The following is a 15,977-nucleotide window of genomic DNA, read 5'->3' on the forward strand; positions in this document are numbered from 1 at the left end:
GCATTGGAATGACATCAAGCACGGGCCAGAACCTTGGCCAAGGCCTCAAGGAAACGAGTATTTTCCGCCGGCAGGCCGATGGTGATGCGCAAATGATTTGGCATGCCGTAGTTGGCCACCGGACGCACGATCACCCCCTCGCGCAACAACCCCTGGAAGATCGGCGCAGCCTCACGCCCCAGGTCCACGGCAATGAAATTGCCCTTGGAAGGAATCCAGCTCAGGCCCAGATCACCGAACCCCGCCTCCAACTGCTGCATGCCGGCCTCGTTCAGACGACGACTCTCGGCCAGGTAGTCCACATCCTCAAGTGCGGCGCAAGCCGCAGCCAAGGCCAGGCTGTTGACGTTGAAAGGCTGGCGCACACGGTTCAGCACATCCGCCACCACCGGGGTCGACAGCCCATAACCGACCCGCAGGGCTGCCAGGCCATAGGCCTTGGAGAAGGTTCGCGAAACCAGCAGGTTGGGGTAGGCCGCCAGGAAGTCCAGGCCATCCGGCAGGTCGCTGCCTTCGGCGTACTCGATATAGGCCTCGTCCAGCACCACCAGTACGTGGGCCGGTACATCTTGCAAAAACTCGTCCAGCTCCTCGGCACCGAACCAGGTACCGGTCGGGTTGTTCGGGTTGGCGATGAACACCACGCGGGTCCGATCATCGATCGCCTTGAGCATGGCTGGCAGGTCATGCCCCCAGTTCTTGGCCGGAACCACGCGAGCCTGGGCTCCGACAGCCTGGGTAACGATGGGGTAGACGGCAAATGCGTGCTCGCTGAACACCGCACTCAAGCCAGGCGCCAGGTAGGCACGAGCCACCAGCTCCAGAATGTCGTTGGAACCGTTGCCCAGGGTCACCTGGTCGATTTCCACGCCGCAGCGCTCGGCCAGCAGGGACTTGAGGGCAAAACCATTGCCATCCGGATAACGGGTCAGCTCGGCAAGCTCGTCACGAATCGCCGCCAGGGCCTTGGGGCTGGCGCCCAGCGGGTTTTCATTGCTCGCCAGCTTGACGATGGTGGCCGGATCGATGTCCAGCTCACGGGCCAGTTCGTCCACGGGCTTGCCCGGAACGTAAGGCGAAAGTTGTTGCACGCCTGGTTGTGCCAGTGCGAGGAAGTCGCCACTCATTGTTAAAGCCTCAGAGAACCGCTTTCGGGTAGGAACCCAGCACCTTGAGTGCTACTGCTTCCTGACTGATCTTTTCCAGCACACCCTTGACCAACGGATCACGGTGGTGGCCGACGAAGTCGATGAAGAACACATAGGTCCATTTACCACTGCGCGAAGGTCGGGTCTCGATTCGCGTCAGGTCGATGCCATTGTCGTGGAATGGCACCAACAGCTCGTGCAAGGCACCGGGCTTGTTGCTCATGGACACGATGATCGAGGTCTTGTCGTCGCCGGTCGGCGGCACTTCCTGATTACCGATCATCAAAAAGCGCGTGGAGTTGTCCGGACGATCCTCGATTTTCTCTGCCAGGCGCGTCAGGCCATACAGGCCTGCCGCCATGTCGCCGGCGATCGCCGCCGAATTCCACTCGCCCTTGACCCGCTTGGCCGCCTCGGCGTTGCTGGACACCGCCACGCGCTCGACATTCGGGTAATGGGCGTCCAGCCACTTGCGGCACTGGGCCAGCGACTGGGCATGGGAATAGATGCGACTGATGCTGTCGGTCTTGGTGTTCTCGCCCACCAGCAGATGATGGTGAATACGCAGTTCGACTTCACCGCAGATCACCATGTCGTGCTCGAGGAAGCTGTCGAGAGTGTGGTTCACCGCACCCTCGGTGGAGTTTTCCACCGGCACCACGCCGAAGTTCACGGCGCCGGCCGCCACTTCACGGAACACCTCGTCGATCGCCGCCATCGGCTTGCTGATCACCGCATGACCGAAGTGCTTCATGGCCGCAGCTTGGGTGAAGGTACCTTCAGGACCGAGGTAGGCCACTTTCAATGGCTGCTCCAGGGCCAGGCACGAAGACATGATTTCGCGGAACAAGCGCGCCATCTCTTCATTGCCCAGCGGCCCCTGGTTGCGCTCCATCACCCGCTTGAGCACCTGGGCTTCACGCTCGGGACGATAGAATACCGGCACTTCGCCTTCGGCGAGAGAGCCCATCTTGACCCGCGCCACTTCCTGGGCACAGCGCGCGCGCTCACTGATCAGCTCCAGGACCTTCTCGTCCAGGGCGTCAATACGCAGGCGCAGGGCCTTGAGTTCTTGCTCAGACATCAGCCGTGTTCCTTCTCGAACTCCGCCATGTAGGCCACCAGCGCATTGACTGCGTTGATGTCCACGGCGTTGTAGATGGAAGCGCGCATGCCACCCACCGAGCGGTGGCCCTTGAGGTTCAACAGGCCGCGAGCCTCGGCGCCCACCAGGAACGGTTTGTCCAGGCGATCGTCGGCCAGACGGAACGGCACGTTCATCCAGGAGCGGTCGGTCTTGTTGATCGGGTTGCTGTACAGGCCGCTGGCGTCGATGAAATCGTACAGGGTGCGCTGCTTGGCCTCATTGAGATTGGCGATGGCTTCAACCCCGCCCTGCTCCTTGAGCCATTCGAACACCAGGCCGGACAGATACCAGGCCAGGGTCGGCGGCGTGTTGTACATCGAGCCGTTGTCCGCCGCAACCTTGTAGTCGAGCATGGTCGGGCACAGCGAACGGGCACGCCCCAGCAGGTCTTCGCGAATGATGTTCACCAGGATGCCGCTGGGGCCGATATTCTTCTGCGCGCCAGCGTAGATCATGCCGAAACGGGAGATATCCACAGGGCGCGAGAGGATGTCGGACGACATGTCGGCCACCAGGGGAACGTCGCCGGTTTCCGGGATCCAGTTGAATTCCAGGCCGCCAATGGTTTCGTTCGGCGCGTAGTGCACGTAGGCCGCATCTGGCGACAGCTGCCATTCGTTCTGGCCGGGAATTGCGAAATAGTCGTAAGGCTTGGCAGTGGCCGCCACATTCACCTGCCCGTAGCGGGAGGCTTCTTCAATGGCTTTCTGCGACCAGATACCGGTGTCGACATAGTCGGCCTTGCCACCCTCGGGCAGCAGGTTCAGTGGGATCTGGGCAAATTGCTGGCTGGCGCCGCCTTGCAGAAACAGCACTTTATAGTTCGAGGGGATATTCAGCAGATCACGCAGATCCTGCTCGGCCTTGGTGGCAATGGAAACGAACTCATCGCTGCGATGGCTCATTTCCATGACCGACAGGCCCTTGCCATGCCAATCCAGCAATTCGGCCTGGGCACGCAACAGGACAGCTTCAGGTAGCGCAGCGGGACCTGCGCAGAAGTTATAGGCTCGTTTGCTCACATCCACTCTCGCTATGCATTCACGGTAGCGGACAGAGCAAACACTCTGCCCTGCTACGATTTATTTAGTCTTGCGACTCTTCTTCGCCTGCGGCGTCTGCCTGTTGGCCTTCGGCTGCCTCATCGGTATCGGCAACCGCATCCAGCACGGCTCCCTCGAATTCAGCACCCTCTTCACCTTCGAACTCTTCGCCCTCGATTTCCGATGGCTCCTGCACCCGCTCCAGGCCCACCAGGGTTTCATCGCTGGCCAGCTTGATCAGAGTCACGCCTTGAGTGTTACGGCCCAGGCTCGACACTTCGTCGACACGGGTACGCACCAGGGTGCCCTGATCGGAAATCAGCATGATCTCCTCACCATCCAGCACCTGCACCGCGCCAACCAGGCGACCGTTACGCTCGTTGCTGACCATGGCGATAACGCCCTGGCCGCCACGCTTGTACTCGGGGAACTCGCCAATGGCGGTACGCTTGCCGAAACCACGCTCGGAGGCGGTGAGGATCTGGCTGCCTTCTTCCGGAATCAGCATGGAAATCAGCTTCTGACCTTCCGCCAGGCGCATGCCGCGCACACCGCGAGCGGTACGGCCCATGGCGCGCACGTCGGACTCCTTGAAGCGAGTGACCTTGCCTCCGTCGGAGAACAGCATGACTTCACGCTCGCCATCGGTGATGGCGGCACTGATCAGCACGTCGCCTTCGTCCAGCTCCAGGGCGATCAGGCCCACGCTGCGCTGGCGGCTGAAGGACTCCAGCGGGGTCTTCTTCACGGTGCCGTTGGCGGTCGCCATGAAGATGTAGTGACCTTCGGTGTACTCCTCTACCGGCAGCATGGTGGTGATGTATTCACCCTCATCCAGCGGTAGCAGGTTGACCAGCGGACGACCGCGTGCGGCACGGGATGCTTCAGGAATTTCATAAGTCTTCAGCCAGTACACCTTGCCCTTGCTGGAGAACAGCAGCAGCGTGGTGTGGCTGTTGGCAACCAGCAGGTGAGCGATGTAGTCCTCATCCTTGACGCCTGTGGCCGACTTGCCTTTACCGCCACGACGCTGGGCCTGGTAGGCTGCCAGCGGCTGGGTCTTGGCGTAGCCGCCGTGGGAAATGGTCACCACACGCTCTTCTTCCGGGATCATGTCACCCAGGGTCAGGTCGAGGCGGGCATCGAGAATCTCGGTGCGGCGCACGTCGCCGTATTCAGCGCGGATCACTTCCAGCTCTTCGCGGATCACTTCCATCAGGCGCGTGGCGCTATTGAGGATGCGGATCAGCTCGCCGATCTGGTTGAGGATCTCCTGGTACTCGGCCAGCAGCTTTTCGTGCTCCAGGCCAGTCAGGCGGTGCAGGCGCAACTCCAGAATGGCTTGTGCCTGTTCCGGGGACAGGAAGTACTTGCCGTCGCGCAGACCGTATTGCGGATCAAGGTTTTCCGGACGGCAGGAATCCGCACCGGCACGCTCGACCATGGTCATGACCGCGCTGGACTCCCAAGGGGTGCTGATCAGCGCTTCCTTGGCTTCCGACGGCGTCGGCGAGGCCTTGATCAGGGCGATCACCGGATCGATGTTGGACAGGGCAACGGCCTGGCCTTCAAGGATGTGGCCACGCTCACGAGCCTTGCGCAGCTCGAACACGGTACGCCGGGTAACGACTTCACGACGGTGACGAACGAAGGCTTCCAGCAGATCCTTGAGATTGAGAATCCGCGGACGGCCGTCGATCAGCGCCACGATGTTGATGCCGAACACTGCTTGCAGCTGGGTCTGGGCGTAGAGGTTATTGAGGATCACCTCAGGCACTTCGCCACGACGCAGCTCGATCACGACGCGCATACCGTCCTTGTCGGACTCATCGCGCAGTTCAGTGATGCCTTCGAGTTTCTTCTCTTTCACCAGCTCGGCGATCTTCTCGATCAACCGCGCCTTGTTCAGTTGGTAAGGCAGCTCGGTGATGACGATCTGTTGGCGGCCGCCAACCTTGTCGATGTCTTCGATGATCGAGCGGGCACGCATATAAATGCGGCCACGGCCGGTGCGATAGGCCTCGATGATGCCTTCGCGACCGTTGATGATCGCCGCGGTCGGGAAATCCGGGCCGGGGATGTACTGCATCAGTTCGTCGACAGTCAGCTCGGGATTGTCGATCAGCGCCAGGCAACCATCGATGACTTCACCGAGGTTGTGCGGCGGAATGTTGGTCGCCATGCCCACGGCGATACCGCTGGAACCGTTGACCAGCAGGTTGGGGATCTTGGTCGGCATGACCGCCGGGATCATCTCGGTGCCGTCGTAGTTCGGCACCCAGTCCACGGTTTCCTTGTGCAGGTCGGCCAGCAGCTCATGCGCCAGCTTGGTCATGCGAACTTCGGTGTATCGCATGGCCGCCGCGTTGTCGCCGTCGACCGAACCGAAGTTACCCTGGCCGTCTACCAGCAGGTAGCGCAGGGAGAATGGCTGGGCCATACGAACGATGGTGTCGTACACCGCGGTATCACCGTGCGGGTGATACTTACCGATCACGTCACCGACAACACGGGCAGATTTCTTGTACGGCTTGTTCCAGTCGTTACCGAGCTCGCTCATCGCGTACAGCACACGCCGGTGCACGGGCTTCAAGCCATCGCGCGCATCAGGCAGTGCCCGCCCGACGATTACGCTCATCGCGTAGTCGAGGTAGGACTGTTTCAGCTCGTCTTCGATATTGACCGGGAGGATTTCTTTGGCCAGTTCGCCCATGAGAAGCCTGATTCCTTTTTCTGGTGAAACTTCGTCACATCCATATGGGACGAACGAAGCTCGCCGCTGCAGGCCTAGTGCCATGCACCGACTTACGACAAATCAACAAGTTATGCCATGGATTTGCGCAGTGAAGGCAGCCGCGTCGGACCACCTTGGAAACCGCCGGATGTTATCACAATCGCCGCCACGCACCTATCCCCCTGACGCGCATGGAGCATAGTTAGTTGACCGGTGACAGCCTGATAAGAGACGAGAGGGGCTCAGAGGCCAAATTCGCACATAATTAAGCGCTTTTTACTGAGCTGACAGCTTTCCCGGGAAGCCCCCACCAACGACTTGCCCGGACACTCGTCAGTGCAAGCGCTTGCGGCACATCAATTGCGCCATCTTGGCCGTGTCCGGCCGCTCGACAACGCCCTTCTCGGTGACGATGGCATCGATCAGGTCCGCTGGCGTGACATCGAACAGCGGATTGAAGCCTTCTACCCCCTCCCCCATGCGCTTGCCCGCGATCTCCAGCAACTCCTCGCCCGCCCGCTCTGCCAAGGGAATGTCATCACCGCTGGCAAGGCTCATGTCGATGCTCGAACTGGGCGCCACCACCATGAAGCGAACACCGTGGTGCATGGCATTGACCGCCAGCTGGTAAGTGCCAATCTGGTTCGCTACATCGCCATTGGCAGTGATGCGGTCCGCCCCCACCACGACCCAGGTCACGCCCTTGGTCTTCATGATGTGCGCGGCGGCTGCATCGACATTTACCGTTACCGGAATGCCTTCGCTGGCGAGCTCCCAGGCCGTCAGGCGCGAACCCTGCAACCAGGGCCGGGTTTCATCGGCGTAGACCCGCTCCACCATACCTTCCAGCCAGGCCGCGCGAATCACCCCCAGGGCCGTGCCGAAACCACCGGTGGCCAGGGCGCCGGTATTGCTGTGAGTCAACAGGGCCTGGGGGTTGCCCTGATGCCGCCGGATCAGGTCCACACCCAGCTGAGCCATGGTCAGGTTGGCTTCGCGATCGCTCTCATGAATGGCCAGGGCTTCAGCTTCCAGCGCTGCCAACGGGGCAGCATGCTCCCTGACCCGCTCCAGGCGCTCGCGCATGCGATTGAGCGCCCAGGACAGATTCACCGCCGCAGGAGCGGCATCCGCCAGCAAGGTGAAATCCTCTTCCAGCGCCGTAAACCAGTCGCCACCTGCGACAAATCGTCCACGTGCTGCCAGAACCAGGCCGTAGGCAGCACTGATGCCAATGGCCGGCGCCCCACAGACCACCATCGAGCGAATCGCCTCGGCCACTCCAGCGGCGCTGTCATAGGCAATCCAGGACTCCTCGAAAGGCAAGGCCCGCTGATCGAGCAGGTACAGAGTGCTATCCCGCCATTCAATGGCCCTGACTTTCTCCGCAGCCAACAGACGATCGCGCATCCCTCACCCCGCACTCATGAACAAAAGCCGCCGATTATAGCGATCCCCCTGCCAGGACGCTCGGGTATACTTCGCCATCCTTTTATATAAAGCCCTGGACCGATACTCGATGCCGAACCGCGACATTGCGCTCGACCTGCTGCTGCTCCCGACCTGGCTGGTGCCGGTGGAGCCGGCCGGCGTCGTCCTCAGGGAACACGGCCTGGGCATCCGCGACGGGCACATCGTGTTCATCGGCCCACGCGCCGAGGCGTTGAAGTATCGCGCCACGGAAATCCGCGAACTGCCCGACACGCTGCTCACCCCGGGCCTGATCAACGCCCACGGGCACGCCGCCATGACCCTGTTTCGCGGCCTGGCCGATGACCTGCCGCTGATGACCTGGCTGGAAAAGCACATCTGGCCCGCCGAAGCCAAGTGGGTGGATGAAGCCTTCGTCCGCGACGGCACCGACCTGGCCATCGCCGAGCAGATCAAGGGTGGGATCACCTGTTTCTCGGACATGTACTTCTTCCCGAAGGTTGCCAGTGAGCGGGTGCACAACAGCGGCATGCGAGCACAGGTCGCCATCCCCATTCTCGACTTCCCGATTCCCGGTGCCCAGAATGCCGACGAAGCCATCCGCCAGGGCGTAGAGCTGTTCGGCGATCTCAAGCATCATCCGCGGATCAACATCACCTTCGGCCCTCATGCACCCTACACCGTTGGCGACGAGAACCTGGAAAAAATCCGGATCATTGCCGAAGAACTCGACGCTGCGATCCACATGCATGTGCATGAGACCGCCCATGAGGTGCAGCAATCCGTGGAACAGCACGGTGAGCGACCGCTGGCGCGCCTGGCCCGCCTGGGGCTGCTGGGACCACGCTTCCAGGCCGTTCATATGACCCAAATCAGCGATGACGACCTGGCTTTACTGGTAGAAACCAACACCAGCGTCATTCACTGCCCGGAATCCAACCTGAAACTGGCCAGCGGCTTCTGCCCTGTAGAACGTCTGTGGCAGGCCGGAGTCAACGTGGCGGTAGGCACCGATGGCGCCGCCAGCAACAACGACCTGGACCTGCTGGGGGAAACCCGTACCGCCGCGCTGCTGGCCAAGGCCGTGGCCGGGTCGGCTACCGCCCTGGATGCCCATCGCGCACTGCGCATGGCTACCCTCAACGGCGCCAGGGCCATGGGCCTGGAAAGCCAAGTGGGCTCCCTGGAAATCGGCAAGGCCGCAGACCTGACAGCCTTCGACCTGTCCGGCCTGGCCCAGCAGCCGATCTACGACCCGGTGTCGCAACTGATCTACGCCACCGGCCGAGACTGCGTGAAACATGTATGGGTCGCCGGCAAGCAACTGCTGGATGACCGACGCCTGACCCGCCTGGACGAGCATCAGCTGGGCGCTACCGCCCGCGACTGGGCCCGGCGCATCAGCGGCCACCACCCATAACCCGGGCCTTGAGCACAGGCTCGAGGCCCGACAGAGAATTTTCTAGCTTTGGAGCACTACCCATGAGCAACGTCGACCACGCTGAAATCGCCAAATTCGAAGCCCTGGCCCATCGCTGGTGGGACCGTGAAAGCGAGTTCAAGCCCCTGCACGACATCAACCCCCTGCGGGTAAACTGGATCGACGAACGGGTCGGCCTGGCGGGCAAGAAAGTCCTCGACGTCGGTTGCGGCGGCGGCATCCTCAGCGAAGCCATGGCCCAGCGCGGCGCTACCGTGACCGGCATCGACATGGGCGAGGCCCCGCTGGCCGTGGCGCAATTGCACCAGCTGGAATCCGGCGTCAACGTCGAGTACCGGCAGATCACTGCCGAGGCCCTGGCCGAGGAAATGCCCGAGCAATTCGACGTGGTCACCTGCCTGGAAATGCTCGAGCACGTGCCGGACCCTTCGTCGGTGATTCGCGCCTGCTTCCGCATGGTCAAGCCCGGTGGCCAGGTGTTCTTCTCCACCATCAACCGCAACCCCAAGGCCTACCTGTTCGCCATCATCGGCGCTGAATACATCATGAAGCTGCTGCCGCGCGGCACCCACGACTTCAAGAAGTTCATCCGCCCATCCGAGCTCGGTGCCTGGAGCCGCTCTGCCGGCCTGACCGTCAAGGACATCATCGGCCTGACCTACAACCCGCTGACCAAGCACTACAAGCTGGCCCCGGACGTGGACGTCAACTACATGATCCAGACCCTGCGAGAGGAGTAAGACATGGCTATCAGAGCCGTTCTCTTCGACATGGATGGCACCCTGCTCGATACCGCTCCGGACTTCATCGCGGTGTGCCAGGGCATGCGCCGTGATCGCGGCCTGCCGCCCATCGCCGACCAGCACATTCGCGACGAAATCTCCGGCGGCGCCCGCGCCATGGTGGCGGTGACCTTCTCCATGGACCCCGAATCCCCGGGCTTCGAGGAACTGCGCCTGGAGTTTCTCGAGCGCTACCTCAAGCATTGCGCCGTGCACAGCAAGCTCTTCGACGGCATGGCCGAGCTGCTGGCAGATATCGAAAAGGCCCACCTGGTCTGGGGCGTGGTCACCAACAAGCCGCTGCGCTTCGCCGAGCCGATCATGCAGCAACTGGGGCTGGCCGAGCGCTCGGCACTGCTGATCTGCCCTGACCACGTGAAAAACAGCAAGCCCGACCCCGAACCGCTGATCCTGGCGTGCAAGATGCTCGACCTGGCCCCGTCCAGCGTGCTGTTTGTCGGCGACGACCTGCGCGATATCGAATCCGGCCGCGATGCGGGCACCAGGACCGCTGCGGTGACCTATGGCTATATCCATCCGGACGACAACCCACGGCACTGGGGCGCCGACGTGGTGGTCAGTCACCCGCTGGAACTGCGCCAGGTTCTGGACAACGCGCTGTGCAGCTGCTGAGCAGCGGCATGCCCGGCTAAGCGCCGGGGACGATCCAATTTCTGTTGAGGCCTTTTATGTTTGATTATTCCGCTCGCCCAGAACTGCTCAAGGACCGGGTCATTCTGGTCACCGGCGCCGGTCGTGGCATCGGCGCCGCCGCCGCCAAGACCTTTGCCGCTCATGGCGCCACCGTGCTGCTGCTGGGCAAGACCGAAGCCAACCTGACCGAGGTCTACGACGCCATCGAGGCGGCCGGCCATCCGCAGCCGGCGGTAATCCCGTTCAACCTGGAAACCGCCCTGCCGCACCAGTACGACGAACTGGCGGCCATGATCGAAACCGAGTTCGGCCACCTCGACGGCCTGTTGCACAACGCCTCGATCATCGGCCCGCGCACGCCTCTGGAGCAGCTCTCCGGGGAGAATTTCATGCGTGTGATGCAGGTCAACGTCAACGCCATGTTCATGCTTACCAGCACCCTGCTGCCCCTGCTCAAGCTGTCCCAGGATGCATCGGTGGTCTTCACCTCCAGCAGCGTTGGCCGCAAGGGCCGGGCTTACTGGGGCGCCTACGGCGTGTCGAAGTTCGCCACCGAAGGCTTGATGCAGACCCTGGCCGACGAGCTGGACACCGTGGCCCCGGTGCGTGCCAACAGCATCAACCCAGGCGCCACTCGCACCAGCATGCGGGCCCAGGCCTACCCGGGAGAAAACCCCAGCAACAATCCGACCCCGGAAGAAATCATGCCGGTCTATCTGTACCTGATGGGGCCGGACAGCACCGGGATCAACGGTCAAGCCTTCGACGCGCAGTAATACCCCCTCCCGTTCGTCGCGACGGAATACCGTCGCGACGCCTCGGCAATGCCTACCCCGCGTAGGTTTCAAGCCAAACAAATGTCATTTTTGACGACAGCCTTTTTACGCCGAAACCCAACCTGATGAATCCAAACAAGTTTTCCCAATATGAACCGAATGGCACGAGTTTCGCTCTAACGACACTCAATACACAGTGCATTGACGCTGTGGAAAACGGCTTGCGCTGAGGGCTTTATAGCCACAGGCGAGACGGCCTAAAATATGCGCGTTGTCCTACGGGACTGATGGAACAGTATGACGCGCAGCTCTGAGCCGCTCTCACCCAGGCAGTTAGACCGTACACAGTGCTCAGGGGGCTCAAGCTCAGATGAAAACACCGACCCAGACCAACGCAATTGACTTCGATAGCGCCAAATTGCAACGCCTGGGCTTTGGCCAGCAGTCGCCACTGATCAAGCAGCCCATCAGCCTCGCCCAGTTGCGCCAGCAACTGGGCCTGCAGCTGCAGACCAGCCTTGAACCGCAACGCATCCTGGGCCTGTTCTTTCGTGAGGTTCAACGCCTGGTCCCCCTGGATGCCCTGCAGTACCAGCACACTCCGAGCGACCTGCGCCTGGAGTTCGGCCAGCGCGGCCATCACTCCATCAGCTACAGCCTGAGCCACGAAGGCGAACCGATGGGCGAGCTGGTCTTTCGCCGCAACCAGCGCTTCAGCGAATCAGAACAGGGCTCCCTGGAATCGCTGCTCTCGACCCTGCTGTACCCGATGCGCAATGCCCTGCTGTATCGCGCCGCCACTCGCAGTGCCCTGCGGGATCCGCTGACCGATACCGGCAATCGCATCGCCATGGACCAGACCCTGCAACGGGAAATCGAAATGGCCCGTCGTCACCTGCTTCCACTGTCGCTGCTGATGCTGGACATCGATCACTTCAAGCGCATCAACGACAACCACGGCCACAGCGCCGGCGATCAAGTGCTCAAGGCCGTTGCCGCGGCAATCAAGGGGCAATTGCGCAATGTCGACATGGTGTTTCGCTTTGGCGGGGAAGAGTTCTTGATCCTGCTGTCCAACACTGGGCGCGAAGCCGCGGCGATGGTGGGCGAGCGTCTGCGCCATGCCGCCCAGGCCCAAGACTACCGGGCCGATGGTCAGCCGATCGAACTTACCGTAAGCCTGGGGTGTTCGACTCTGCTACCGGGAGAATCCGCAGAAAGCCTGTTGCGACGCGCCGACAGCGCGCTGTACGTGGCCAAGCGCGAAGGGCGCAACCGCCTGGCAATGGCGGGCTGAGCACAAGGTAGCGCCCTGCCCCGTTGATGCACGGGCAACTTCATCACCCCACACGTCCAGCGTGCGCGGCAATCGAAGCGCCCGACATTCCCTGACTCAGCCTTCGGCCAGTGCCAGGCGCTCGCGGGTCACCGCAGTCTTTTCCTGCTGCATGCAGCGTTCCAGGAACAGGTACATATAGTCATAGCTCTTGCAGATGGCCTGACGCAGCTCGACCTGCAGGGCCTTGCTCGGGTTCAGCCCTGCCAGGGTGACGATGATTTCCAGCGCTTCCCAGGGATGGGCGTCGTCGTACTGGGCATGCATCTTCAGCCACTTCATGGCACGTTTGCGATCCTCTTCCGGGAACGCCGCGGCATAGATGCCGTTGGAACACACCAGCGCCGACCACTCGCCCGTAGCCCCTTCAATGGCGTAGTTGGTGGCGGCAATGGCCACGATCAGGGAATCGGCAGAACTGGTATGCCAGCACCAATGGCTCAAGGCATGCAGCTCTGGCGGTACTTGCTGGGCCTGCAGGTCTTCCAGGGTCACGCCATGGGCCCGGCTCCAGTGCACCCAGTAATCGGCATGATTGAGCTCGACCCGGATATTGCGCATTAGCCAGCGACGCGCCATGTCTTCGCCGGGATGGCGGGCAAAACGGGTCTTGGTCAGGTTTTGCGCCATGTACAGGGCGAACTGTTCAACCACCGGCCAGCCGCCAATCAGATACTGACGCATGACTTTGGCACTGAGTTTGTTATCGCGCATGCGCTGGTACAGCTCATGCTCCACGACGCGGCGCTTGCTCTCGCTGCAGTCCTGGATCAATTGCTGGGTCCAGGCGGGGTAACTGGCAGCTTCCATGAGCGGGCCGGTTCGGCTGAATGTGTCGATCACTGTCGGGCTCCTTTTGATTGTGATGTACGGATCCAAAAGAGGTTTCAACGGAACGTACCGGGCGCCTTGAACAACAGTGGCTGTGGTCTCACGGGTCGACACTGCAGGCTGTCACAGGTGAACAATTGCGGGCGTTCAATAATGTAGCCTTGAGCATAATCCACGCCGATCTCAAGCAATGCCTGCTCGATCTGCGGTGTTTCAACAAACTCGGCAATCGTGCGCTTACCCATGACATGCCCGATGTGGTTGATCACTTCGACCATGGCGCGGTTAATCGGGTCGTCCAGCATATCCTTTACGAAACTTCCATCGATCTTGAGGAAGTCTACAGGCAAATGTTTGAGATAAGCGAACGACGACATTCCCGCACAAAAGTCATCCAGGGAAAAATGGCAGCCTAAGCCCTTGAGTTCATTTATGAAACGAATGGCACTGCCCAAATTGGCAATCGCACTGGTTTCAGTAATTTCAAAACAGATCAACTTTGGCGGTACGCCATAGACGACAAACTGCTCGCGCAAGAAGTCGAGAAACGCATCATCACCGATGGTGATACCCGACAGGTTGATGGCGCACATTGCCATTGGCCCTTCACGGCCTTCGGCAATGCATTGGGCAATGATCTTGAATACGTTCTGTACCACCCAACGGTCCAGAGAGGTCATCAGGCCGTAGCGCTCCGCCGCCGGAATGAAACTGTCCGGCAGAATCATCCGGCCCGCCTCGTCATGCAGGCGCAACAGAATCTCCACATGCCCGCCGCCACGTTCGACATGCCCCAGGGCGGTGATCTCCTGCGAATAGAGGCAGAAGCGGTTTTCCTCCAGCGCCATGTGCAGACGCTGGACCCAGGCCATCTCGCCAAAGCGCAGCGACAGCTCGGAATCGTCGGCATGGTAGACCTGCACCCGGTTACGCCCCTTTTCCTTGGCCATGTAGCAGGCCATGTCCGCCGCTCTCAGCGAGGCTTCGAGGGTGGTCGGGGTCTGGACGATGTGCACCAGGCCGATACTCACGGTGGTCACGAAGGGCCGGCCTTTCCAGACGAAATGCAGATTCTGCACAGTCTGGCGCAGCCCCTCGGCAATCTTCTCCGCGGCCTCTGGCGAGCAATTCTCCAGGAGGATGCCGAACTCGTCCCCACCCAGCCGTGCCAGGGTGTCGCCTTCGCGCAGGCCCGACTGCAGCAGCGCGCAGATATGCCGCAGCAGCTCGTCCCCGGCAGCATGGCCACAGGTGTCATTGACCAGCTTGAACTGATCCAGATCGAGGAACATCAGCGCATGCCGTGCCGGCTGGCGAATCAGGCTGTGCAGGGCCTGCTCCAGGCGGAACTCGAACTCCCGGCGATTGGCCAGGCCGGTCAGGGCGTCATGGGTCGCCTGCCAGGAGAGGTTGGCGATGTATTGCCGCTCCTGGGTCATGTCGTGCAGCACCAGCACCGTGCCGCTGACCTTGCCGGCATTGCGGATCGGCGCCCCCACCAGGGTCACCGAGACCGTGCTGCCGTCCAGGCGCTGGATCAGTTTGGAATGCTCGCTGCCGCCGCTGAGCTGACCGCTGAGGATGTGCTCGATCAGGGTAAAACCGTCAGCCTGGGCATTTTCATCCAGCAGGTTGAACAAGGCTGCCAGGGGCAACCCCACTGCCTGCTCGGCCTTCCAGCGAGTCAGGTCCTCTGCCGCCGGGTTCATGTAGGCGATGGCACCTTCGACGTCGGTGGTGATCACCCCGTCGCCGATGGACTGCAGGGTGATCTGCGCCCGCTCCTTTTCCAGTTGCAGGGCGTCGGCAAAGGCATGGCGCTGGGCCAGCAGTTTGTGCGTGCGCAGCAGGGCCAGGGCAATCAGCACCAGCGCGGTTGCCAGGTTGGTCACCAGCAACAGCCGCAAGATCACCCGCGAACCCTCGCCCAAAGCATCGCTGAAGGCCTTGGCAGCGGGAGTGACGCCGTCATTGATGGCGAAAATCTGACTCTTCCAGCGCTGCACATCGCCTTCGCTGGCGCTGTTGCTGCCGATCCTCTGGTGCATCTCCCGGGCCACGGTGTCCAGTTGCAACAGGTATCCGTCACCCACGGTCCACAGATCGATGGCCTTTTCCAGGTAGCTGAAATGACGGAAGTTGAGGTACAGCCAGATCAGGCTGGAGACATCGTCCGGGTGATTGCCGCCCTTGAGGATGCCCAGGCGTGCGGCCTCCAGATCCGGTGGCTGGTGATCCAGGGCAACCCGCAACTCATGCCCGCCCTGGGGCACGGCAATTGCATTCTGGTACTTGAGGAAAGTGCCTTCGTCGCGGCTGTCGGCATACAGATTGAGGTAGTAGATGGCGTCTTTCTGGCCCTTGGACCACAGGCTTTCACCAGCCACATAGCCCCGTACCGCCGACAGTACGTACAGGCTGAGGCCGCCCAACAGCGCTTGAAATAACACCACGGCGATGAAGGGCCAGACGATGCCCAACAAGCGCGGCGTTGCGAAAGTCCGCTTTTGCTTCATGAGGGTCCTTGCTTGCGCACAGCCAAATGAACACCCAGTAGTTGCGCCTCAGACAGCACAGGTTAGGCCAATTTCCACAGAACCGGCGCAGGGCAGGCTGCCGCTGACGCAGACTGGCTGGGGAAACGGGCCGCCGCG

At 61.4% G+C, this 15,977-nt stretch carries 12 protein-coding genes; 5 read left to right on the plus strand and 7 right to left on the minus strand.

Going from position 1 to position 15,977, the window contains the following annotated elements; all coding sequences use genetic code 11:
- Positions 1-14 precede the first annotated feature (14 nt).
- The 5 genes from hisC to mtnA form a co-directional block, all read right to left on the minus strand.
- Positions 15-1,127, minus strand: coding sequence for a histidinol-phosphate transaminase (gene hisC / locus A9971_RS20685; RefSeq protein WP_123472850.1), 1,113 nt, complete (start codon positions 1,125-1,127; stop codon positions 15-17).
- A 10-nt stretch (positions 1,128-1,137) separates the two neighbouring features.
- The gene (pheA, locus tag A9971_RS20690; protein WP_011062583.1) at positions 1,138-2,232 is read right to left on the minus strand and encodes a prephenate dehydratase; all 1,095 of its coding nucleotides are present in this window, start codon (positions 2,230-2,232) and stop codon (positions 1,138-1,140) included.
- Positions 2,232-3,317 carry a 3-phosphoserine/phosphohydroxythreonine transaminase gene (serC, locus tag A9971_RS20695; protein WP_161466125.1) on the minus strand — a complete coding sequence of 362 codons (1,086 nt, stop codon included), beginning with the start codon at positions 3,315-3,317 and terminating at the stop codon, positions 2,232-2,234. The genes pheA and serC overlap by 1 nt, the downstream gene beginning before the upstream one ends.
- A gap of 64 nt (positions 3,318-3,381) precedes the next feature.
- Positions 3,382-6,051: a DNA gyrase subunit A gene (gene gyrA, locus A9971_RS20700; RefSeq protein WP_011062585.1), complete on the minus strand. Its 2,670-nt coding sequence runs from the start codon at positions 6,049-6,051 to the stop codon at positions 3,382-3,384.
- A gap of 354 nt (positions 6,052-6,405) precedes the next feature.
- Positions 6,406-7,482 carry an S-methyl-5-thioribose-1-phosphate isomerase gene (gene mtnA, locus A9971_RS20705; protein WP_169892161.1) on the minus strand — a complete coding sequence of 359 codons (1,077 nt, stop codon included), beginning with the start codon at positions 7,480-7,482 and terminating at the stop codon, positions 6,406-6,408.
- Between the two features lie 109 nt (positions 7,483-7,591).
- Between mtnA and A9971_RS20710 the strand changes: the two genes are divergently transcribed.
- From A9971_RS20710 to A9971_RS20730, 5 genes are all read left to right on the plus strand, one after another.
- Entirely contained in the window at positions 7,592-8,923 is a 1,332-nt protein-coding gene (locus A9971_RS20710; protein WP_065365452.1) for a TRZ/ATZ family hydrolase, read from the plus strand.
- A 62-nt stretch (positions 8,924-8,985) separates the two neighbouring features.
- Positions 8,986-9,684 (plus strand): bifunctional 2-polyprenyl-6-hydroxyphenol methylase/3-demethylubiquinol 3-O-methyltransferase UbiG, encoded by a 699-nt coding sequence (gene ubiG, locus A9971_RS20715; protein ID WP_011062588.1) that lies wholly within the window; start codon positions 8,986-8,988, stop codon positions 9,682-9,684.
- 3 nt (positions 9,685-9,687) lie between these two features.
- The gene (gene mupP, locus A9971_RS20720; protein ID WP_011062589.1) at positions 9,688-10,359 is read left to right on the plus strand and encodes an N-acetylmuramic acid 6-phosphate phosphatase MupP; all 672 of its coding nucleotides are present in this window, start codon (positions 9,688-9,690) and stop codon (positions 10,357-10,359) included.
- A gap of 56 nt (positions 10,360-10,415) precedes the next feature.
- Positions 10,416-11,156, plus strand: coding sequence for a YciK family oxidoreductase (locus A9971_RS20725; RefSeq protein WP_015636577.1), 741 nt, complete (start codon positions 10,416-10,418; stop codon positions 11,154-11,156).
- Between the two features lie 370 nt (positions 11,157-11,526).
- Positions 11,527-12,453 carry a GGDEF domain-containing protein gene (locus A9971_RS20730; RefSeq protein ID WP_011062590.1) on the plus strand — a complete coding sequence of 309 codons (927 nt, stop codon included), beginning with the start codon at positions 11,527-11,529 and terminating at the stop codon, positions 12,451-12,453.
- Between the two features lie 96 nt (positions 12,454-12,549).
- Here A9971_RS20730 and A9971_RS20735 read toward each other — a convergent pair whose 3' ends face one another.
- A complete protein-coding gene (locus A9971_RS20735) occupies positions 12,550-13,302 on the minus strand; it encodes a TenA family transcriptional regulator (protein WP_220802812.1) in 753 nt (250 codons plus the stop codon).
- A gap of 77 nt (positions 13,303-13,379) precedes the next feature.
- Entirely contained in the window at positions 13,380-15,839 is a 2,460-nt protein-coding gene (locus A9971_RS20740) for an EAL domain-containing protein (protein WP_182999951.1), read from the minus strand.
- Positions 15,840-15,977 lie beyond the last annotated feature (138 nt).

The organism is Pseudomonas sp. UME65 (assembly GCF_014170225.1).
Taxonomy (GTDB): Bacteria; Pseudomonadota; Gammaproteobacteria; order Pseudomonadales; family Pseudomonadaceae; genus Aquipseudomonas; species Aquipseudomonas protegens.

Excerpts from the sequence above, each read along its gene's own strand:
- hisC (WP_123472850.1), bottom strand. The coding sequence starts at position 1,127 with ATGAGTGGCGACTTCCTCGCACTGGCACAACCAGGCGTGCAACAACTT.
- pheA (WP_011062583.1), bottom strand. The coding sequence starts at position 2,232 with ATGTCTGAGCAAGAACTCAAGGCCCTGCGCCTGCGTATTGACGCCCTG.
- gyrA (WP_011062585.1), bottom strand. The coding sequence starts at position 6,051 with ATGGGCGAACTGGCCAAAGAAATCCTCCCGGTCAATATCGAAGACGAG.
- mtnA (WP_169892161.1), bottom strand. The coding sequence starts at position 7,482 with ATGCGCGATCGTCTGTTGGCTGCGGAGAAAGTCAGGGCCATTGAATGG.
- A9971_RS20710 (WP_065365452.1), top strand. The coding sequence starts at position 7,592 with ATGCCGAACCGCGACATTGCGCTCGACCTGCTGCTGCTCCCGACCTGG.
- ubiG (WP_011062588.1), top strand. The coding sequence starts at position 8,986 with ATGAGCAACGTCGACCACGCTGAAATCGCCAAATTCGAAGCCCTGGCC.
- mupP (WP_011062589.1), top strand. The coding sequence starts at position 9,688 with ATGGCTATCAGAGCCGTTCTCTTCGACATGGATGGCACCCTGCTCGAT.
- A9971_RS20725 (WP_015636577.1), top strand. The coding sequence starts at position 10,416 with ATGTTTGATTATTCCGCTCGCCCAGAACTGCTCAAGGACCGGGTCATT.
- A9971_RS20730 (WP_011062590.1), top strand. The coding sequence starts at position 11,527 with ATGAAAACACCGACCCAGACCAACGCAATTGACTTCGATAGCGCCAAA.
- A9971_RS20735 (WP_220802812.1), bottom strand. The coding sequence starts at position 13,302 with ATGGAAGCTGCCAGTTACCCCGCCTGGACCCAGCAATTGATCCAGGAC.
- A9971_RS20740 (WP_182999951.1), bottom strand. The coding sequence starts at position 15,839 with ATGAAGCAAAAGCGGACTTTCGCAACGCCGCGCTTGTTGGGCATCGTC.